Genomic DNA, 21,873 nt, shown 5'->3' on the forward strand with positions numbered 1-21,873 from the left:
TTTGCATAAGATAAGTGGTTCTAGCACCACCAACATTACAATACAAAAATATGAACCCAAAAAGGCTACAACATATACTGATGTTCCTCACATGCTTGGCCGTGATGCTCGCAGTGACCGTAAGACGCGATGGAAAATTGCTCGGCCACGCGCTCAATAACGGTTATCAACAACAGGCAAAAGCAGTATCAACCGATACACTGCGTCAATTACAGGATGGTACATACATCATCAACACCACCCAACTAGGCAAAGACGTCCTTGGTTATGGCGGTCCTGTACCTCTAGAAATATATATCAAAGACGGGAAAGTACAGAAAGTCATCGCACTGAACAACTCCGAATCAGAAGATTTCTTTGCCGAAGCATCCAAACTCTTGACCTATTGGAACGGCAGAACAACCAAAGAGGCACTCACCATGAAGGTAGATGGAGTGAGTGGAGCCACTTATTCCTCGCGTGCCATCATCACTAATATGCGACTAGGACTGCAATATGCGGCCAAAAACACAAGCAAAACAAACCTTTGGGAGAAGATGGATATGTCGTGGAAGTATGCCGCCGGGCTCGTCGTCGTACTCATGGGAGCTATCATTCCACTATTTTTCAGGAACAAGAGATACCACACATTCCAACTCATCCTCAACGTCATTGTACTAGGATTTTGGGGTGGTACGTTCATCAACTACTCGCTCATCATGGGCTATTTGGCCAATGGCATCGACATATGGACCTCGCTCGTGCCGCTCATTATGCTCATTACGGCTTTCATCTATCCGTTCTTTGGCAAGAAAAACTATTACTGTAACCATATTTGTCCATGCGGTTCTATGCAAGATTTAGCCGGAAAAGTGACACATAAGAAATGGAAAATGTCAAAACAGACGGTCAAATGGCTCACCTCTTTCCGTCAAATACTATGGGCTGTTCTTATGGTCATGATGTTCATCGGAGTCGGTTTCAGTTGGATGGATTACGAAATTTTCGCGGCGTTCATCATCCAATCAGCATCTTGGATAGTATTGGTATTAGCCGCCATCTTCCTCGTTCTCGCCATCTTCGTGCCTCGTCCCTATTGCCGTTTCGTTTGTCCCACAGGCACATTGTTTAAGATAGCAGAGGGAGCTAAATAAATAACAAACGCAAATCGGGGGCATCCACAGTTGTGGATGCCCCCGATTCTATTTTCAGAAATCTTATTCTTTGTTCGCACGCTTACGCTCCAAGTGATCCAAAATCAACTTGCGCATACGCATATTCTTCGGTGTTACCTCTACCAATTCGTCTTGACGGATATACTCTAAGCATTCCTCCAAACTCATAACGGTCTTAGGAACCACCCTTGCCTTTTCATCTGAACCACTGGCACGCACGTTAGTCAACTGCTTAGCCTTGGTTACGTTGATAACCAAATCGTTCTCGTGGATATGCTCACCCACTACCTGACCGGCATAAACGTCCTCACCCGGATCGATGAAGAACTTTCCACGATCTTGCAATTTGTCGATAGAGTAAGCATAAGCTGTACCGGTTTCCATCACTATAAGTGAACCGTTGGAGCGACGTTGAATCTCTCCCTTGAACGGTTGATAATCTTTATAACGGTGAGCCATGATAGCTTCGCCCTGACTAGCGGTCAATACGTTGGTACGCAAACCGATGATACCACGCGAAGGAATCTCAAATTCGATATTCACACGGTCGCCCTGATTTTCCATTCCCAGCAAATCGCCCTTACGACGGGTTACCATATCAATCATTTTGCTGGCAAACTCTTCGGGCACATTAATCGTCAATTCCTCGATGGGTTCGCACTTCTCGCCATCAATCTCTTTGTAGATAACCTGTGGCTGACCCACCTGTAGCTCGTAACCTTCACGACGCATGGTCTCAACCAACACAGAGAGATGAAGCACACCACGCCCGCTGACAATCCATTTATCGGTACTATCCTCGAACGGACGAACGCGCAAAGCAAGATTTTTCTCCAATTCGTGCTTCAAACGGTCGTTGATATGACGAGAAGTACAGAACTTTCCTTCACGTCCGAAGAACGGAGAATCGTTGATGGTAAACAGCATACTCATCGTAGGCTCGTCGATAGCGATAGGTGGAAGAGGCTCCGGATTCTCAAAATCACAGATGGTATCGCCAATCTCAAACCTTTCCAAACCGATGACAGCACATATATCACCACTGTCTACATGGTCGGTCTTCACGTGACCCATGCCCTCAAAAGTGTGCAATTCCTTTATCTTGGTGCGATCCTTTGAACCGTCGCGATGGCTAACCGTCACATTCATACCGTCGGTCAACGTACCACGATGCACCCTACCTACGGCAATACGACCTGTATAACTGCTATAGTCGAGCGATGTGATGAGCAACTGTGGAGTACCCTCCAACTGCTTCGGTGCAGGAATCACTTCTACAATCTTATCCAACAGATACTCGATATTGTCGGTAGGTTGCTTCCAGTCTTCAGCCATCCAGCCGTTCTTAGCCGAACCATAGACCACCGGGAAGTCCAATTGGTCTTCGGTAGCCTTCAGATCGCACATCAAGTCGAATACCATCTCGTACACTTCATCTGGACGACAGTTGGGTTTATCTACCTTGTTTACCACAACGACCGGTTTCAAACCTATCTGAAGAGCCTTCTGAAGTACGAAACGAGTCTGGGGCATCGGGCCTTCAAACGCGTCAACAAGCAGAATACAACCATCGGCCATATTCAATACACGCTCTACTTCACCACCGAAATCAGAGTGTCCCGGAGTATCTATAATATTGATTTTCGTACCTTTCCAGTTGATAGATACGTTTTTTGAAAGAATCGTTATCCCTCGCTCACGCTCCAAATCATTGGAGTCCAATACCTCGCCGCTGTTATTCTGGCCGTCACGGAACAGTTTACCAGCGAGCATCATCTTGTCGACCAATGTTGTTTTACCGTGGTCGACGTGTGCTATAATCGCAATGTTTCTAATATCTTGCATTCTTTTACCTTAAAATTCGATGCAAAGGTACGGATTATTCTTCACATACCAACACGCTGATAACACTATTTATACTCTCCTTTTGCATAACACTTCTCACCCCAAATTACTCACTACTCACTCCTAACTAGTCACCCTCAACTCGCTGCAGCGTCGTGGCAACATTGCTGCCTTGGCCGAACAGTATCGCTAAATGGGCGAGGCAGCAGTAGTGAAGAGCCGTTGCAGAAGCCCCACCCCACCCTCCCCAAAGGGGGAGGGAGAAGGTTTTGAGTTGACAAATAAACGATTTTTTGAGGTTAGTTTGTTAGTTCTTGAGTTTATGAGTTCTTAAATTGTAGGACGGGAAAGGTTCATTCCTTTCGCCCTCCCCTCTATGAGGAGGGTTCGGGTGGGACTTCTATAATGACGAATTGAATTCGTCCAAAGAGCATTCTTCTGTCCGAAGGACAGCCCTTTTAAGAGCCGGGGACTATCAAGCGATAGCGAAGATAGTCTCCGGACAGCGTAGACAACCAACTTCCAGTCTGACAAGACTGCCCCTATACGCCTTGCATATAGATTATAACACGGCAAGGGGGAGTCTTTCAGACTCAAATCTCTTACGCATTTCCCATAAGCCTAAAGGATTACGGCTATTGAGAGGGCTGTCCTTCGGACAAGATAGAAGTTTGAAAAGAACGGAATATACACCATGATGTTATGAAAAATGTGGACTCCCCCTATCTCCCCCCACTACAAAAAATAGGGTCGAGGAACAAATGTTCCCCAACCCTATGTCTCTAATATTTAGCTTTCCGTGCGGTTATTTGGTATACCCCGGAGTCTGTTCCAAAGCATCGTCGTTGTTAAGAGTATTCTTATCAATCGGCCACAAGAGCTTGTGAGATTCCGATTCCTCCAAAACAGGAGAGGTACCATCCACACTTCCCTCTTTCATGAAGACGAGATGCTTACCATTCTTGGTGTAGGTCATACGACACAAATCCCACCAACGCTGGCCTTCCTGTACAAACTCTTTATCCTTTTCAGCTAAGATGGCCAACTCGTTCTTGGTAAAGTCGCCAGCAACAAACTTAAACTTATCGGCCCAGTTTTTACCATAAGCACGCTCGCGAACATCGTTGATATACTTCTCTACAGCAGCCTTGTCGTCTTGCATATTTGCAATTTCGGCCAAAGAGAGGTAAACCCACGACAGTCGATAGTAAGGTATATCGCCACAGAACACACGCAGTCCGGCAGAATTGATAATACCGATATTCTTTCTTACCACTGTTCCCCAGTAAGTAAGAGAGTTATCTGCAGCTTTCTTATAAGTAGGTAGGAAAGTTGCCAAGCGGCGAGAATCTTCCTTATCAAACTTATTGAACAACGCCTCTTTGTACTCATAGCGCTGAATACCACCTGCACCTGCCATCTGTAATGGGTCGTCGAAGAGTGTACCATCTTCCAAATACACGTTCTTATTCAACTGTCCGGTACCGATGTTGTACACATATTGGCTATAATAATTAGTAGCTTCACCTTCAGCATAGCGTATAGCAAAGACTATTTCGCTGTTCCCCTTGCCATTGGCTGCATCAAATACACTGGCAAAAGTAGGTCGTAAAGAAAGACCGTAATTCTTGGCCACGCTTTCAAGATGAGCCTTAGCCACAGCCAAATCGGCCGTATTGGCCTTGTTATCACCGATGCTTACCTTAGCATTCCACAAGTACACTTCACCAGCCAAACACTCTGTGGCAGCTTTCGACCAATAACCTTTCTTATTTCCGCGGCCATACGGGTCAAATTTTGCATTATCTCCGAAATTCTCCAGCGACTTTTTCAAGTCGGCTTTGATTTGAGCCATCACTTCAGAAGCTTTGGCACGAGGCATATAAAGTTCTGCTGGATTAATCTGCCCATCAATTACCTCTGTACCAAGACGCAATGGTACACCGCCATATACGCGATAGAGATCGAAGTAATAGAATGCTCTCAAGCCATAGGCTATACCCAAGAAATACTTCTTATCGGCATCGGCCAAATAGTCGGCAGCCTCAATTCTAGCAATGGCTAGGTTACAGTTAGCAATATAACCGAAATAGTTACCAAATTTAGATACACCAGGATGCTCGGCATCAAAGTTCTGTGAAGCAATATCTCCACCATCGGTAGAAGAGCCATCGGCAGTGGTTCCTACCTTATATTGACCACCACGCAAATCGCCAAACACCATATTATGAGTCCACTCTGCGCTACGCATATTGCTATGCAGACCATCTATATAAGCTTCGGCTTGCGAATCATTCTTCCAATACGATGTACTACCATAGTAATCAATTGGTGCCAAGTCGAGTTTATCAGCACAAGACGTGAGCCCCAAAGTCGTTCCAACCATGATGGTTGATAAAATATATTTTGCTTTCATGTCTTTAATTCTTATGTGTCAATTAAAATGTTGCGTTCACACCCAAGATGATTGTACGTGGCAATCCATATCCCATACCGGAGTAAGCGCCACCACCGTGAGAGTATTCAGGTGTTGCGATAGGTGCAGACTTGATATAACCAAGGTTCTGACCGGTAATAGAAACTTCCAGATTCTTCATGGCGAGTTTGCTTACCCAAGCCTTTGGCAGGGTATAAGCGAGCGAAATCTCGCGGAAAGCCAAATAGCTACCATTGTAGGTAAACAGGCTTGAAGTACGGTTGTAGTTACCGGTACCAAGTTGGTCGGCCCATACATAACGAGGATACTTGGCGTTAGGATTGCTCTCAGACCATGTATTGAATACGTCGGTAGTAGCATTATAGGTACCTTGCATATTACCCAAGAACCAAGGAGTAGTACCATCGTAAGTCTTGAAATCAAGAGCGAAGTCGAGACGAGTGTACAGTGTGAAGCCTTTATACTTGAAAGTAGAGTTGAAACCACCAGTCCAATGAGGCATGGTATGACCTAGTTTCACTTGGTCGAGATTGTCGATGATGCCGTCGCCATTGATGTCTTTCCACTTCACGTCACCCGGCTGGATACGCAGTGCATTTGCTTTCTGTTTATCAGAGAGAGCTGCCCATGCTGCCGGACCATACATATATTTACCATTGGCGTTACCTGATTTCACTACCAAATTACCGGGAATCTCGTCGTAGCTCTTATAGATACCTTCTGCCTGATAGCCTACAAGCAAGCCGGGCTCTTGGCCTTCTTGGTATCCACCTACAAAGATGGTCTCATCAACTTCTTGTCCTGCAGCGTTCTTAACTTTACGTCCGGTGTAGATTTCCTGTCCACCTTGGCGATTACGCTCCAGTTTGTTGTAAGGAAGCGCAACAATCTTATTGATGTTATAAGCGATGTTAAGATTAGCATTCCAGCTCATATCCTTGGTTTTCAAGATTTGAGCACCAAACTCCATTTCGATACCACGGTTGCGGAATTTACCATTGTTGTTGGTAATACCAGAGAAACCGGTGGTAGAAGGAAGTGTCAATTGAGCATACTTATCCTGCGTCAAACGGTTGTAATAGGTGAAGTTAGCTGTCAAGCGGTTGTTCAAGAAGCCTAAGTCTACTGCAACTTCAAAGGTATGGCTCTTTTCCCAACGAAGTCCGGGGTTAGGTAATGTACCTATCAAGAAGCCAGTATTACCATTATAAGTGGTTGTACCATATCTACCTTGCAATGTATAAGCACCGATACCCGAAGCATTACCGTTGACACCATAGCTAGTACGCAACTTACCATATGACAGGAACGGGAGTGCATCTTTCACAAACTGCTCTTTCGTAGCTACCCATCCGGCAGACACACCGGGGAAGAAGCCCCAACGATTGTTGCCTAACAATGATGAGTAACCATCGTAACGGAATACTCCGGAGAGTAGATACTTGTCTTGATAGTCGTAGTTGACACGACCAAAATAAGACAGGATACGGTATCTCTCATGGAAAGAATCTATATCACGCTTATTCTCTTTAGAGCTGGTCAAGCCCAAATCTGCGAAGTCATCGGTTGGAGCGCCACTACCTGCAGCACTAAAACGTTTGGTATATCTATCGTAATACTCAGTACCCAACAATCCATCTATCGTATGGTCTTTCAAGAACGTAGTATTATAACTGATGGTGGCATTATAAGTTTGAGAGAATGTACGATTGAAATATTCAGACGTAGAGCGGGTACGATTGAACTTGCCGGGATTGGTTTCAAAATCTTTAGAAAATTTGCCGTCAAGTTCTTCATCGTAGTACCATTGTCCGGAAGCATGCAACATCAAGTTAGGAATAAGTTCAGCATCGAAGCTCTGAATCATCGTAAACTTGTCGCTCTGATTATCAACAACCCATTTATCGGGCTGGTAAGACTGGTTGCCATCGCCAGAGTTCGGACCAAGCAACATGTTTCCATCTTCATCGTCATAACGAACCGTAGGAGGCAACGACTGGATACGACCGAAGTAGTTGGCTTCGCTAGTCTGCGAACCCGGCATACTCTGCCAGTTGGCACGGTTGTAGCTGAAATTTGAACTAGACTTCAACCAATCGGTAACCTTATAACTACCGTTGAAAGTGAAGTTGTAGCGCTCGTAGAACGACTTTATGGGGAGGCCCTCAGACTTATTGTAACCCAAACCTGCATAGTAAGTACCACGCTCGTCACCACCCGACATGCTGGCATTATAATCCTGTGTCATAGCCGGATTGTTGAAACTGTACTTAGCTATATCGGTCTCGCGATAGATAAGAGTCTGACCGGGATTGACAGGATCTTCCATACTCTTCCATCCCTTGTCGAGCAAACCTTTGTTCGCATCGGTCAATGGTAGAATATTCCAAACCATACCGGTACCATATTTATTACCTGTACCAAACGGAGTTTTGTTACCTAAAGCCGCTTTACTAGCCCAATCAGAGTTAGCATAAGCTAGACGCTGGTAAGTAATATAATCTTTGGCACCGAGGAATTCATAGGGATTGTTCACATAGTTCCATCCCACCTTAGCTTTTAAGTTGATTTCACGATGCCCACTCTTACCGGTTTTTGTGGTAACAAGGATTACACCATTGTTGGCACGAGCACCATAAAGAGCCGTAGCACCGGCATCTTTCAAAATTTCCATAGACTCGATATCCTCAGGGTTGATGTCGCTTAAACTTTCGCGCAACTGGCCATCGACCATCACTAGAGGAGAACCAGTACCGTTGAGGTTGGTACCACCACGAAGAACGATATTAGGAGTAGAACCCGGATTACCGGAAGTACTGGTGACACGCAAACCGGCAACAGCACCCGCGAGCGCCTGAGCCGGGTTAGAATATACACCCACATTGAAAGCGTCTTCCTTTACCTTGCTGATAGAGTTGGTCAACTTAGCACGACGAGTCTTTCCACCATAACCTGTTACGACCACCTCAGAGATGAGCTGTGAGCTTTCGGTCATCTTGATGTTCAGACTAGCTTCACCATTATATACGACTTCCTTCTTATCGAAGCCTACATAAGTAATCACCAAGGTTTGTCCTTTCTTGGCATTAAGCGTGAAACGTCCGTCAATATCGGTCACAGTCCCCATGGTCTGTCCCTTCACAACAACCGAAGCTCCGATAATAGGACCGAAATCATCAGACACGGTACCAGTCACTTTCGACGACTGTTGCTGAACTGCTAAAACTTCAGCCGAATTGCTGGAAGCTGCCGCGAGGCACGGTGAACTACCCAAAGCAAGGATAGCTCCTCCCAATAATACTTTTCTGTAGTTAGTTGTCATAATTCAAAAATATTAATATGGTTTTTGGTTTCTATCGGTTTTCTATATATTTCTCACAACAAGATTTGCTATAATTCGTGCATCAATCATGATAATCGCGGTAAAGTTATATAAAAATAATCAAATAATAGAATATTTTTGATATAATATTTTTATTTAGTCGTACTAAAAGAAAATATTAAGAAATAAAACCCAAAAATGAGCTAAATAAACAAATATATTACCTATACAAAATAAAGATATTCATGTTAGCAAATTGAGAGATGATGCCCTATATATATAATAAGGTATAGTAAAGCCTCCAAAGTACACACGAACAAACACAAGAAAAACACAGGGAATGAGAAAAATAATACGATTTCTCTAGGATTTGCCTAAAAAATATTGTACCTTTGCACCGCTTTTATCTATCTAGGCAGGTGAAGGCATCTATAAAATAACATCAATATTAACAAAAAGCTATGTATTTAGACAAAGCAAAGAAAGAAGAGATCTTTGGTAAGTACGGAAAGTCTAACTCTGATACTGGTTCTGCTGAAAGCCAGATAGCATTGTTCTCGTTCCGTATTGCCCACTTGACGGAGCACGTAAAGAAAAACCGTAAAGATCATACTACCACACGTGCATTGACACAATTGGTAGGAAAGCGTCGTGCATTGCTCGACTATCTCTACGACAGAGACATTGAGCGCTACCGTGCTATCATCAAAGCTCTTAGATTACGTAAATAATCTGAAAGTTCAAGCACAATTTGCTAAAGAAAAATCCCTGCCTATCTTGAGAGATGGCAGGGATTATTTTTTACTATTATTGGATTAATTGCCGGATTTGACCGACAAGGTATTGCTGCACTTCAGGCAATTCACCGAGTCCATGTTGTACCACTTCGACTTGGTAACCGGCTCGTTCTAACTCTTCTTTCCACTCTCCATCGAGGTCTTCGGCCTTATGGTTACCGGCGATATAGAGCAACGGTACAAGGACAACATGCTGATGGCCGGAAGTTTGGAGAATCTTCTTTAAACTATCGAAACCGGGATACCCCTCGATAGTCACCACATGGCGATTGCCCTCACCCTGTTCTCTGAACATATAATCGAGCATACTGTAAACGGCATTCGCCATACTTTGGGTACCATGCCCCACATAGAACACTTCGCTATCTGCCGATACCGGTATCGAGCGAGTAAGCACATCGACCATCTTTTGACATGTTTCGACGCTGCTAAAAAGCGGACTTCCCACCTTAATCGTATCAAACTTGTGACGAAGAGGGGCTATAGCCTCGTTCATAATACCGGTCATGATGCCGTCAAGCAAATGGGTTGGCTGCACCACAACCTGACGATAGCCATCACGATGCAGTGCTTCAAGCGCCTCGGCAATAGTGTATTTTTGGATATTCCGCTTCTTCAAAGCAGCTATAACCATCTTCGAAGAATAGGTTTCGCGCACTTCCAAGCCTGTATTTTGGTGCACCAAAGCATTGATAGCATCCAATGTCTTAGTTCTACGGGCATCGTTATTAGTCCCATAGTGAACCATCAAAATAGCTGTTTGACTCATAGAAACGAGGGAAAAAAGGAAAAATAGAAAAAGGAAAGATATTCTTTTCATGGAATAATAGGAAGCTATTAGGATTAATCTTCGAGGATTTCACGAAGCGGAATCATCACAAACTCACGCTGTTCCATTAATGGATGAGGAATCTTCAAATCGGATTCGTCAACGTGAAGTTGGTCGTATAGCAGAATGTCTATATCAATGATGCGGTCGGTATAGTTGTCACCATCGGTCTTCTCCATCCTCCCAAGATCGCGTTCTATCTGCTGTGTCACCCTCAACAATTGTCGTGGAGACAGCGGAGTGTCTATACAGACACACATGTTGATAAACTTATTGGGAGAAGAGAATCCCCAAGGCTCTGTTTCAAGAAGGGAGGAACTGCGCAAAACAGTCCCTACCCTCTCTTCCAAGAGGACTATAGCATCGTGCATCGTACGTTTTCGATTGCCGATATTAGCCCCCAACGACAGATAGACCTTGTGCATCAATCGTCGAGAATGAGTAAAGAGTCGCCGAAGCAACCGAACTTATAACCATTTTTAGAAGCCAAGTTATAAGCCTCCATCACCAAGTCGTAACCACCAAAAGCAGCCGTAGACATGAGCAATGTAGAATAAGGATGATAGAAATTGGCTACCATACAGTCGGACAATCCGAAATCATAAGGAGGGAAGATAAACTTATTGGTCCATCCATCATATTCTTTCAGCATACCATCGGTGCCCACAGCTGTCTCCGTAGCTTTCACAATGCTGGTACCGACAGCACATACACGATGGCCTGATTGCTTGGTCTCGTTCACGATTTTGCAAGCCTCGGCACCTACAATCATCTGCTCCGATTCCATCTTATGTTTGGTCAAGTCTTCTACTTCAATAGAATTGAAGTTGCCAAGACCGCAATGTAGCGTGATATAAGCAGTATTGATACCGCGTATCTCCATACGCTTCATCAATTCACGACTAAAGTGTAAACCGGTAGCCGGAGCCGTAACGGCTCCTTCGTTCTGTGCAAATACGCACTGGAAGTCGTCTAAATCCTCAGCCGTAGCGGTTTGGCTCTCACGATTATCAATGATATAACGGGGCAATGGAGCCTCACCCAATGCAAACAACTCTCTCTTGAACTCGTCGTGAGGGCAGTCGTAGAGGAATCGAAGCGTACGACCACGGCTCGTAGTATTGTCGATGACCTCGGCCACCATCGTACCGCTCTCGTCGAAGAAGAGCTTATTGCCAATACGAATCTTGCGTGCCGGCTCTACCAACACATCCCAAAGACGCATCTCTTCGTTCAATTCGCGCAGCAAGAATACCTCGATTTTCGCATCGGTCTTTTCTTTAGTACCATAAAGACGAGCCGGGAACACCTTGGTATCATTAAGGATAAAGGTGTCGCCCTCATCAAAATAGTCGAGGATATTACGGAATTCCAGATACACAGGATTACCGTTTTTATCTTTCAGCGGTTCGCCCTTTTCGTCCGTTTGATACATATCTATCTTTTCAGACTTGCGATGAAGCACCATCAGGCGGGCTTCGTCACGGCGCGTAACAGTGAAAGAATTCTTCTCACCTTTGTCGTTAGTGAACTCATGCACGATGCTATGAGGATAGAGAGCGACTTGCTCCTTGGCTAAATCAAATTTGAATTGCGATAGTTTCATTATATTTCCACCTTTACTTTTCTATTTCTTGTTGTTCGATCCACTCTTGTATATGGTCGAAATCGATACAGTCTTCTGCTTTTATCTCGCCTACACGAGTGCGGCGAAGAGCCGTCAGATAAGCTCCACTCTGCAATGCCCTGCCTAAATCGCGAGCCAAAGCACGGATATAAGTACCTTTACCACAGACCACCCGAATGCTTACTTGCATCTTAATGGGGTCGAAATCGGTCAGCATAATCTCGTCGATATGCACATTTTTAGGTTGCAACCGCACCTCCTCACCAGCTCTACGAAGTGCATAAGCGCGGTCACCATTGACCTTACAAGCACTATAGGTAGGCGGTACTTGCTGAATATCGCCCACAAAACCGGCGAGTTTCTGCTCTATAAGTTCGCGAGTGATATGCTCGGTCGGGAACGTTTCGTTCACAGGATGCTCCATATCATAACTCACCGTAGTCGCTCCAAGCTGTAATGTTGCCGTGTATTCCTTGGTATGACTTTGTAGTTGCTCTATCTGCTTGGTACATTTGCCCGTGCAAAGTATCAACACTCCCGTGGCCAAAGGGTCGAGTGTACCCGCATGACCAATCTTCACTTTATAGCCTACATGCTTGCTTAGCACATATCGGACGTGCGCCAAAGCACCAAAGCTAGACTTCCCATACGGTTTATCAATACCGAAAATCTCTCCTGTTTTGAAGTTCATTAGCCCACCATTGCTAAAGAGTGACCACTCAACAACCAAAACAAGATGAAGCCACCGACGATGATTCGATAGATACCGAAGGCTCTAAATCCATATTTAGTGAGGAAAGCAACAAACCACTTCATGGCCAAAAGTGCCACAACAAAGGCTACCACACTGCCCAGCCCAAGCATCATTAGATTGTCGGTAGTGGCCCATCCGGCTGTCGCTGCATCTGAAGAGAAGAACAATTCGTATACATCAAGCACCGTAGCAGCAGCCATTGTAGGCACAGCCAAGAAGAAAGAGAACTCGGCCGCAGCCCTACGAGTGAGCTTCTGAGCCATACCTCCGACGATGGTTGCCATCGAACGAGAGACTCCGGGAATCATGGCGATACACTGGAACAAACCTATATTGAATGCACGCTTTTCTGTTATCTGATTCTCTTCACTCCCTTGATTGAAGATTCGGTCGCAGAACAGCATGAATATACCACCTACAACAAGCATGATAGCCACTACTTCCACACTCTCTAGGAAGCGATCTATCAGCCCGGTCTTCTTGCCGATAAGTCCGATAACTACCGCAGGAACAAAAGCAACGAGCAGTTTCCAATAGAAATCCCACTTATGCAAGAACTTCTGTAACGGCGTACTACCAGCCGCAGCAGGGCTATGATCTAAACGGAAAAAGCGATTCCAATAGAGACATACCACCGAAAGGATGGCACCAAACTGTATAATAATGGTGAAAGCCTTAACAAATGGAGTACTCTCAATGCCCAATAAGCCTTGCGTAATAATCATGTGGCCCGTAGAAGATACGGGCAAAAACTCGGTCAATCCTTCTACAATGGCAAGGATGATTGTCTGTATAATGGTCATGAGTCGATGTTATCGTTAGAATCTTTAGACTTGTGCAAAATGGCATAAATAATAGATAGGAAGCCTATCAAGCATACGACAGGTGCCACTTTGATACGCTGAGCGTTGAAAATAGAAGGATCGTACATATTCTCCGTAGAACTTCCGCCACTCATCATGATAAAGCCAATGATGACAACTAATACGCCTATAGCCAATAACACGAAGTTGCTTTTTCCAAAAGCCAGATTTCTTTTATCCATGATAATCCCTGATTGATGTTCAAAATTAAATCTTATATAAGTCTCCGGCTTTCATTCGGAGGAACTTGTTGACAGATATATTGGCGCAAATGGCCGTAATAATGATTCCAAAGAGGAATACAGATGCACCCGTAATGGCCATTACCTGCCATGTGACAACGGTCAACATACCCGGCTCATAGGCATAGAGAGCAAACAACATACCTCCCAATACCACATCGGCCAGCAATGCTGCAACAACTCCTATGACGACATTGCGCTTGATAAACGGCTTACGAATGAAGCTCCACGATGCTCCTACGAGTTTCATCGTGTGTATAGAGAAGCGCCGTGCATAAATACTAAGACGGACAGTGTTGCTGATCAACGAAAAAGAAACGAATGTCAAGAGAGCCGCCAGCACCAACAATACGATACTGATACGCCTCAAATGGGTGTTCACACTATCCATCAAATCTTGTTGGTAAGTAATATCGCTCACCTTAGAATTACGTTTCAACTCCTTCGTTATCCATTTCAAAGAGTCGCTATTGGCGTAATCGGCCTTGAGCCGAACTTCTATCGAGGCCAAGAAAGGATTCCCCCCGATAAACTCAGATGGGTCTGTCCCCATGGCTAGCGTCTGCTCTTTCAACGCTTCTTCCTTACTAATAAAGTGGACAGTATTGATATAAGGACGGTTTTGAAGCGATTGACATAGTTGTTTTGCTTCGGGATTGGTCATGTCGTCTTGCAACATCATCGTCACCATTAGGTTTTCTTTGACGTAGTTAGACAGATTCTTCGCTGTCAAGACAGAGAATACGACCATTCCTAATAATATAAGTACCAACGCAGTGCTGATACAAAGAGTAACAACCTGCAATCCACGAGGATTACGGGTACCGTTCTTTTTCTTTCCCATTCTGTACAAGGTATATTACACCAAAATCGTTGCAAAGTAACAAAAAAAACACTGATAAAACGAGTGATTAACGTGCATTAACACCCGTATTACCCTTCCGGCATGACCATAATGGCTCCGTCCTATCGGCATCAAGCTTTACGCAACAGCAAATAGCCCACAATTCCGCCCACGATCGACGCTGCAAAAATACCCAACTTGGCCAAAACAATGCTTCCGGGCTCGGTAAAAGCGAGCACAGAAACAAACATTGACATCGTGAAACCAATGGAAGCGAGGAAGCCTAGTCCCGTCAACACTCGCCAAGACATAGCCTTATCGCGGCGTCCTATCTTAAGTTTGGTAAGCAACCATACCGACAATAAGATACCTATTGGTTTACCCAATAGCAAGCCAAGCATCACTCCGATAGCCACATGGTTCTCAAATATCATTGAAGCATCCATATCTACAAACGAGACACCGGCATTGGCAAGAGCAAATATAGGCATGATGACGAACGAAACAAACGGTTGGATACTGTGTTCTAGTCGTTGGAGCGGTGGGATAGCGCTCCGCGTATCTCTTTTTACATCCGAGATAATCTCCACTTGTTCCTCTTCCAGTGTCATCACATCATTAGACTCGGCAGCCTCAAAATCCTTCATCCGTTGCTTCAAACGAGCAATGAATGCGGCTTCAGGGATAGAAGAGTCGGCTGGAATCATAAAGGCAGACAGCACAGCCGAGATAGTAGCGTGCACTCCCGACATCAAAAAGCATACCCATACACCACCAACGGCTATGATACCATAAAACCATACGTTCTTCACACCCAACTTATTGCCCACAAACATCAGCAACAAGAAGAGCATACCGACACCAATACTCATCAACGAAATATTGGACGTATAGAACAACGCTATCACTAATACCGACCCTAAGTCATCAACAATAGCCAATGTCGTGAGGAATATCTTTGCCGAAAGAGGCACTCTGTTACCCAACAGATAAAGTATGGCCAGTGCAAAAGCGATGTCGGTAGCCATAGGGATTCCCCATCCATGAGCCACAGGCGTACCGGCATTGAATGCCAAATAGATGAGCGAAGGTACCAACATGCCGAAAATAGCCGCTCCAACAGGTAACACTACCTTACTTAAATGGCGTAGTTCGCCACCGATAAACTCTCGTTTCAACTCCAATCCGATAACGAAGAAGAAGATAGACATAAGTCCGTCATTCACCCAATGTTCCAAACTGAAATTCAGATAAGGTTTACCATTCCATATAAAACCGAAATGCTGTTCAAAGAAAGCAAAATAATCTTCGCGCCAAGGAGAATTTGCCAATAGCAAAGCTATGACGACTGAGAGACCTAAGACGATGCTGCTAGAACGCTCCTTTTGCATAAATTGTTGTATCGGCATGAACACATGTCGTCCTATTGTCTGCTGAAGATGCTGTACCATTTTAATATTTTATAAGTGAAAAAAGCAAGAGTGCGCATCTCTATCTAGCGATACATCAAGTATACACATCACTTCTTGATATTTCCTAACACGCATCTCTTTCATTGATGAAAACATGAAGCCCAGACCAAACGTGCTTCCCAAGATTCATATCCATTTGCGTCTGCAAAGGTACTAAGAAAAGACGAAATAACCAAACGCCCCACCTCTCATCCCATCCCATATACCTACAACAATACAATGACCTTGCACGTATAATAAAATAAGGTATGGGTTTCCCTATAAACTTATTGTCTTAATAACCATAAACGGAAAAAGAAGTCGTAACTCTCATAGTAATCATCATGACGTGTTATGAAATCCTTATCCAACAATCCTTTGATAGCAGACTGTATCGAACTAGCCGATGCCAGCCTATGTCTACGAATAAATTCTTCCGACATCAGATTCCGAGCCTTGCCCTCTTTGCAAATGGCACGAAACAATTCTTTCTGTTTGGCCGGCAACTGATATAACAAAGCCTCATAAGCAAATGCACTCTCATCAAGGATGCGGGTAATAGCCACAGGGACAAGTTCCTTCTTACATTCTCCTCCTTCCGTTGTCAGCACATATAACTTGTTGAGTATACGCTGTAGATACCATGTAACACCATCAAACATACTGTATATTTCTTCCACAACATCAGCATAAAGTACTCGACAGCCCTCTCTAAACAAACGAGTAGCAAATTCTGTATATACACTCAAGTCTATAGCACCAATATGCTGCAACGCCGTACTTTGATAAAACGGACGACTATGGCTCAAAAACATCTCAGTCATCATGGTACGTTGAGACCCGGAGAATACAAAATAGGCATTATGGCATCGTTGTATCTTAGTTCGTAACAAGGCCTCAACACTTTTTTCCGGATACATACAAATGGCTTGAAACTCATCTATAGCAACAAGACAAGGTTTATCAGCCATCTCCAAATACCGGAAAATTTCATCAAGCGTTACTTCCGGATTCTGTATGTCCCCCAACTCCACATTCCAAGTTGGATTACCATATTGGTCAAACGATATACCCGAACGAACCGATCGGAGACAATCCATAAACAATTCTAATACCTTTCTACCAAAAGGTTTCAATGCACTGAGTATTTCTTTACCTAGCACATTGACCATCTCTTGCAACGATTTCGTCGCATATATATCTACCAAAAAAGTATAATAGCATTGCTGTATATCCTTCTGATGAAAGAAATGGGAGATAAGACCGGTCTTTCCCATACGTCGCTGAGCCATCAATGCCACATTGCGACCATTCTCTAGATGCTCGCGTATGATACCGGTTTCCGCCACTCGATCGCAGAACAAATCGTCAGATACATAACCATGCAATATAAAAGGATTTGCTATCATAATAGAAATAAGCTTGTTAATGCAAAGATAATCATCTTTTTCCAATTACCATCATGTAATTATCATAAGATGGTAATAAGTATAAAATATGCTAATTCTTACGTAGCATCATTACTTCAGAACATAAAATCGGGCACAAATGCCACCATAACAGGATTTTCATTACCTTTGTAAACCAACTTTATACAGACATTATGAGTACGATAATATATCCATCACCGATTTTCGGACCGGTACATAGTCGCCGATTAGGATTGTCCCTAGGCATCAACTTGCTACCGGGCGACGGCAAAGCATGTACTTTTGACTGCATCTATTGCGAATGCGGATTTAATGCCGACCATCGCACACAGTCTCCTTTCCCTACTCGCGAACTTGTAGCCAAAAAGCTTGAGGCACAACTTAAAAAGATGCACGAAGCCGGTGAACACCCCAACGTATTGACGTTTGCAGGCAATGGAGAGCCTACGAGCAATCCGCATTTCCCCGAAATCATCGACGACACCATCTGTCTGCGTAACCAATATTGTCCCGATGCAAAGGTAAGTGTGCTTAGCAACGCCACCTTTCTTAAACAGAAAGCCGTACACGAGGCACTCATGAAGGTAGACAACAATATTCAAAAGCTGGATACCGTCGACTCGGAATACATCAAAAAGGTAGACCGCCCACTCAGTCCGAACTACAACGTGGAACGTATCATCGACCAACTAAAAAGCTTCAACGGCCACGTCATCATCCAAACCATGTTTATGAAAGGTTGTAACAACGCCGGTGAGAGTGTCGACAACACATCGGAATACTACATTGCCCCATGGCTTGAAGCTGTCAAAGAGATAGCTCCGAGCGAGGTCATGGTATACACTATCGACCGTGAAACACCCGACACACATCTCCAAAAGGCCACTCGCGAGGAATTGGATACCATCCGCGACCGCGTCATTGCTGCCAGAATCCCCTGTACAGCATCATATTAGAAAAGGTAAGAGTTCAAACTCTTACCTTTTTTATTGTCTATCATCATCACTTATTCCACTACAGCCGTGAACCCACCATTACGTACCATACGGATATTGAGCGTGGTATCAGAGTTCGCTTTTTTCTTTTCCATGCGGTAGTCCATAGCTTGTAAGCCGGCATTAAAACCATCGGTAAAGAGTGTCATCTTATGTGTACGATGCCATCAACAATATACTTTTAATCAAAGAGGCCGATGCACAGCGACTCAACCTGTTCAAAAACTATTGTAACGTGTTCCATGCACTCATCTATTACAACATGGTAGTGGCTTGGGGCGATATGCCTTATCTATCACAAAGACAAACCGATTCTGGTAGTCGAATTGTACGCACTGGCAAGAAGACGATCTTTACTAATTTGGAAACAAACCCAAAGAATGCCATTGAGTCACTAAAAGAAGAACGAAATGAATCGTTAAATGGTGAAGAGGGATTCTTCTTCGTCCCTAAAGATGTGGCACGTATCATCTTGGCACAAATTTATATGTATCAAGGCGACTACAACTCGGCGACGCCATTACTGGAGAAAGTCGTCAAAAACGGCTATTATAGTCTCGACAATAGCAACTACAGCAATCTGGAAACGCTTAAAGCCATCAACAGTTACAGCAAAGAGAATATACTATCGTTAAGACCTCAATACATAAGAAATGCCGAAAAAGGCTTCAAGGATTATTCTTCGTATTCGTTACCAGTGCTGAATTACACTGACGTAATGCTGCTCTATGCGGAATGTATGGTACATACCGGGCAGGCAACACAAGCCAACAATTATTTGAAACAGGTAGTAGATGCCAAGCATATCAGTGTTTCGGACAGTGGGATTACAGGTATCAAGGAAGCAAGACAAAAGTTGTTGCTCTACAGTATCGGCAACTTCGCTTTCATGAAACGTAACAAACTCGCTATCACCGAATATGGCATCAAGGACTATCAACAACTTTTGCCAATTCCGTTTAGCCAAATTGACTTGAATCCGGGCATGACTCAGAATCTCGGATATTAACAAAACCGACTGAAAAACAATAAGGGCTGACCTCACGGCCAGCCCTTATCATAAACACAAGATGTATAGGTATGAACTACATCTTGCTGATAATACCTAATTGTGTACCCTCGATAAAATTCACAATATTCTGAATTTCAATGCTATCGGGCACTTGTTCCTTCACTTGAAGCACTGCATCGAACACGCTTGTCTGCCCATGGAACACCAGTCGATAAGCATTAGCAATATGCTTCTGTATCTTTTCGTCGACACCATCTTGGGTCAACATCACATCGTTGATACCCGTATAAGACACCGGACGACCACCTGCTATAATATAAGGTGGTATATCTTTGGAGAAAGTAGTGCCGGCTTGAATCATCGCACGGTCGCCTACGCGGGTCTTACTATTCTCAATGACGCTGCTTGAGAAGATTACTCCGTTCCCGATTTCGCAATCTCCGGCTATCTTGGTACCGTATCCGAACACACACTGATTACCCACCTTGGTGTCATGAGAGATATGGGATCCTTCCATCAGGAAGTTATCATTACCTATCACCGTGGTACATCCGCGGTGTGTGGCACGGTTGATAACCACGTTCTCACGAATAATATTATTGTCGCCGATGATGAGTCGAGAATACTCCCCGGTAAATTCAAAATCCTGAGGGAGCGCACCTAACACCGTGCACTGATGTACCTTGTTGTGGCTACCCATGCGAGTACCGTTGAGAATGCTCACAAATGGGAAGATTACACAGTTGTCGCCAATCTCCACATCGTCCTCGATGAAAACGAAAGGATATATAGTACAGTTGTCTCCTATCTTTGCTTTGGGAGAAACTTCTGCTTTAGGACTTATTTGACTTGCCATCTTTTCTTGTTTTAAAATTCGACAATTACTTGGCTCCACCGCCCAGTGCATAATATAGATTAACCACAGCCTGCATCTTGGAGAAGTCGTCTTGCACCTTGGAAAGTTCTGCATTGAGTAGGCTCTGCTGGGCACTAATAACCTCCAAATAGGTGCTGTTGGATTGCGACATCAACAGTTTGGTATCGACAACGTTCTGCTTCAGCGTAGCCACCTGCTTTTCCTCGATACGGCTTTTAGACGCCGAAGCGTTGTAAAGTATCAGGGCGTTGCTCACTTCACTGCCCGCACTCAAAAGCGACTGTTGCCATGTGTTGTAGGCAGCTTGGTACTGGTCTTTCGCTACACGGAGTCCGGCAATGAGTTGTCCACGCTGGAAAATAGGCTGTACAAGACTACCTACCGCACTCAACAAGAACTTACCGGGATTCACGATACCCATGCCACCACTGTTGGTAAAGGCACCTGTGGGCGAAATTGTGAGGTTGGGATAGAAGCGACTACGCGCATTCTCCACACCATAGAAGCACTGTGCCAAATTCATCTCGGCAGCATGAACATCTGCGCGATTGTTCAATAGTTGGAGAGAGATACCTGTTGAAAAGTTGTCGGGAAGGCTCTGATCTGCCAATTTACCACGGACAATGGTCTGAGCCGGCTGACCTAGCAAGAGAGAAAGCGAGTTCTCGGCCTCACGAATATTACGTAGAAGGTCGGCCTTCTGTGCCATGACAGAGTAGTAACTGGCTTCGGCACTCTGTACTCCGGTAGAACGTACGCGGCCAAGTTCCTTCTGTATCTTCATCACATCCCATGTATCTTTGGTCAACTTCTCCATGTTGGTGATGATATTCACTTCTTCGTCGAGCATCAACAGGGTGTAATAAAGGTTGGCAATATTGGCTATCAGCTTGGTCTTCACCGCCACTTGATAGTCTTTAGTGCCTATCAAAGCCATCTGCGCACTACGCTTGGATGACAACAAATTGCCAAAGAGATCGACTGTCCAACTGGCTGAAATGGGTAACGAATAGGTCTTCGTAGCCTTATTTCCATCCCATGAAGCGATAGTTCCATTGGGAGCAAAGGTGAAAGAAGGCAAGAATGCCAACTTTGCAGCCTTGAGTTGAGCCTCAGCCATATCAACATTGAGGGCAGCATTGAGCAAATTGGTGTTGTTAGTCAACCCTTTTTCGATGAGAACACGCAACTGTGGGTCGGTAAACACACTGCGCCAAGGCAGATTACCAAAGCTCGCCGTGTCGCGAACTGCCAACGTATCGGTGACGGAAACAGTGTCCCTCACCAGTCCCTGCGTGTTGATAACAGGTCGTTCGTATTTTCCGTATAGGCTCTTACAGCCTGTCAAAGACACGACTGCAAGGCCTAATATGATTAAACTCTTTATTTTCATC

At 44.4% G+C, this 21,873-nt stretch carries 19 protein-coding genes; 4 read left to right on the plus strand and 15 right to left on the minus strand.

What is annotated here, in order from left to right; genetic code table 11:
- The first annotated feature begins 50 nt into the window (after nt 1-50).
- On the plus strand, nt 51-1,133 hold the full coding sequence (locus AC1EK4_RS00935) for a 4Fe-4S binding protein (protein WP_036900035.1): 1,083 nt from the start codon (nt 51-53) through the stop codon (nt 1,131-1,133).
- A gap of 63 nt (nt 1,134-1,196) precedes the next feature.
- On the opposite strand, the gene typA is transcribed toward AC1EK4_RS00935, so the two are convergent.
- From typA to AC1EK4_RS00950, 3 genes are all read right to left on the minus strand, one after another.
- Nucleotides 1,197-2,999, minus strand: a complete 1,803-nt coding sequence (gene typA, locus AC1EK4_RS00940) for a translational GTPase TypA (RefSeq protein WP_036900039.1) — start codon at nt 2,997-2,999, stop codon at nt 1,197-1,199.
- A gap of 805 nt (nt 3,000-3,804) precedes the next feature.
- Entirely contained in the window at nt 3,805-5,424 is a 1,620-nt protein-coding gene (locus AC1EK4_RS00945) for a RagB/SusD family nutrient uptake outer membrane protein (protein WP_480356703.1), read from the minus strand.
- A gap of 13 nt (nt 5,425-5,437) precedes the next feature.
- Entirely contained in the window at nt 5,438-8,758 is a 3,321-nt protein-coding gene (locus AC1EK4_RS00950) for a SusC/RagA family TonB-linked outer membrane protein (RefSeq protein ID WP_480356661.1), read from the minus strand.
- 461 nt (nt 8,759-9,219) lie between these two features.
- On the opposite strand from AC1EK4_RS00950, the gene rpsO reads away from it, so the two are divergent.
- A complete protein-coding gene (gene rpsO, locus AC1EK4_RS00955; RefSeq protein ID WP_480356663.1) occupies nt 9,220-9,489 on the plus strand; it encodes a 30S ribosomal protein S15 in 270 nt (89 codons plus the stop codon).
- A gap of 76 nt (nt 9,490-9,565) precedes the next feature.
- Here the strand turns inward: rpsO and AC1EK4_RS00960 are convergent, their stop codons facing one another.
- The 9 genes from AC1EK4_RS00960 to AC1EK4_RS01000 form a co-directional block, all read right to left on the minus strand.
- Nucleotides 9,566-10,324 (minus strand): sirohydrochlorin cobaltochelatase, encoded by a 759-nt coding sequence (locus tag AC1EK4_RS00960; RefSeq protein ID WP_036900073.1) that lies wholly within the window; start codon nt 10,322-10,324, stop codon nt 9,566-9,568.
- 74 nt (nt 10,325-10,398) lie between these two features.
- Nucleotides 10,399-10,809 (minus strand): 2-amino-4-hydroxy-6-hydroxymethyldihydropteridine diphosphokinase, encoded by a 411-nt coding sequence (gene folK / locus AC1EK4_RS00965; protein WP_480356665.1) that lies wholly within the window; start codon nt 10,807-10,809, stop codon nt 10,399-10,401.
- A complete protein-coding gene (gene queA, locus AC1EK4_RS00970; protein ID WP_036900049.1) occupies nt 10,809-11,990 on the minus strand; it encodes a tRNA preQ1(34) S-adenosylmethionine ribosyltransferase-isomerase QueA in 1,182 nt (393 codons plus the stop codon). The genes folK and queA overlap by 1 nt, the downstream gene beginning before the upstream one ends.
- A 13-nt stretch (nt 11,991-12,003) precedes the next feature.
- Entirely contained in the window at nt 12,004-12,702 is a 699-nt protein-coding gene (gene truB, locus AC1EK4_RS00975; protein ID WP_036900051.1) for a tRNA pseudouridine(55) synthase TruB, read from the minus strand.
- The gene (locus tag AC1EK4_RS00980; RefSeq protein WP_036900054.1) at nt 12,702-13,568 is read right to left on the minus strand and encodes an undecaprenyl-diphosphate phosphatase; all 867 of its coding nucleotides are present in this window, start codon (nt 13,566-13,568) and stop codon (nt 12,702-12,704) included. Before AC1EK4_RS00980 ends, truB begins: the two co-directional genes overlap by 1 nt.
- Complete coding sequence (locus tag AC1EK4_RS00985) at nt 13,565-13,810, minus strand: DUF3098 domain-containing protein (protein WP_036900057.1); 246 nt, start codon at nt 13,808-13,810, stop codon at nt 13,565-13,567. Before AC1EK4_RS00985 ends, AC1EK4_RS00980 begins: the two co-directional genes overlap by 4 nt.
- 25 nt (nt 13,811-13,835) lie before the next feature.
- Nucleotides 13,836-14,714 (minus strand): cell division protein FtsX, encoded by an 879-nt coding sequence (locus tag AC1EK4_RS00990; protein ID WP_036900059.1) that lies wholly within the window; start codon nt 14,712-14,714, stop codon nt 13,836-13,838.
- Between the two features lie 131 nt (nt 14,715-14,845).
- Nucleotides 14,846-16,165, minus strand: coding sequence for a Na+/H+ antiporter NhaA (nhaA, locus tag AC1EK4_RS00995; RefSeq protein ID WP_480356666.1), 1,320 nt, complete (start codon nt 16,163-16,165; stop codon nt 14,846-14,848).
- Between the two features lie 287 nt (nt 16,166-16,452).
- On the minus strand, nt 16,453-17,574 hold the full coding sequence (locus AC1EK4_RS01000) for an AAA family ATPase (protein WP_480356668.1): 1,122 nt from the start codon (nt 17,572-17,574) through the stop codon (nt 16,453-16,455).
- Between the two features lie 194 nt (nt 17,575-17,768).
- Here AC1EK4_RS01000 and AC1EK4_RS01005 point away from each other — a divergent pair, with 194 nt between their 5' ends.
- Entirely contained in the window at nt 17,769-18,551 is a 783-nt protein-coding gene (locus tag AC1EK4_RS01005) for a radical SAM protein (protein WP_036900065.1), read from the plus strand.
- 50 nt (nt 18,552-18,601) lie between these two features.
- Here AC1EK4_RS01005 and AC1EK4_RS01010 read toward each other — a convergent pair whose 3' ends face one another.
- Nucleotides 18,602-18,739, minus strand: coding sequence for a glycoside hydrolase family 97 C-terminal domain-containing protein (locus tag AC1EK4_RS01010; RefSeq protein ID WP_082721653.1), 138 nt, complete (start codon nt 18,737-18,739; stop codon nt 18,602-18,604).
- Between AC1EK4_RS01010 and AC1EK4_RS01015 the strand changes: the two genes are divergently transcribed.
- Nucleotides 18,733-19,599, plus strand: coding sequence for a RagB/SusD family nutrient uptake outer membrane protein (locus tag AC1EK4_RS01015; protein WP_480356670.1), 867 nt, complete (start codon nt 18,733-18,735; stop codon nt 19,597-19,599). The two genes, AC1EK4_RS01010 and AC1EK4_RS01015, sit on opposite strands and share 7 nt — an antisense overlap.
- A gap of 76 nt (nt 19,600-19,675) precedes the next feature.
- Here the strand turns inward: AC1EK4_RS01015 and lpxA are convergent, their stop codons facing one another.
- Together lpxA and AC1EK4_RS01025 are read right to left on the minus strand one after the other, a co-directional pair.
- Nucleotides 19,676-20,458, minus strand: coding sequence for an acyl-ACP--UDP-N-acetylglucosamine O-acyltransferase (gene lpxA / locus AC1EK4_RS01020; protein WP_480356672.1), 783 nt, complete (start codon nt 20,456-20,458; stop codon nt 19,676-19,678).
- Nucleotides 20,459-20,483: 25 nt separating this feature from the next.
- Entirely contained in the window at nt 20,484-21,872 is a 1,389-nt protein-coding gene (locus AC1EK4_RS01025; protein WP_036896730.1) for an efflux transporter outer membrane subunit, read from the minus strand.
- Between the last annotated feature and the right edge of the window lies 1 nt (nt 21,873).

The sequence above is a fragment of the Prevotella sp. C0026C3 genome (assembly GCF_056590795.1).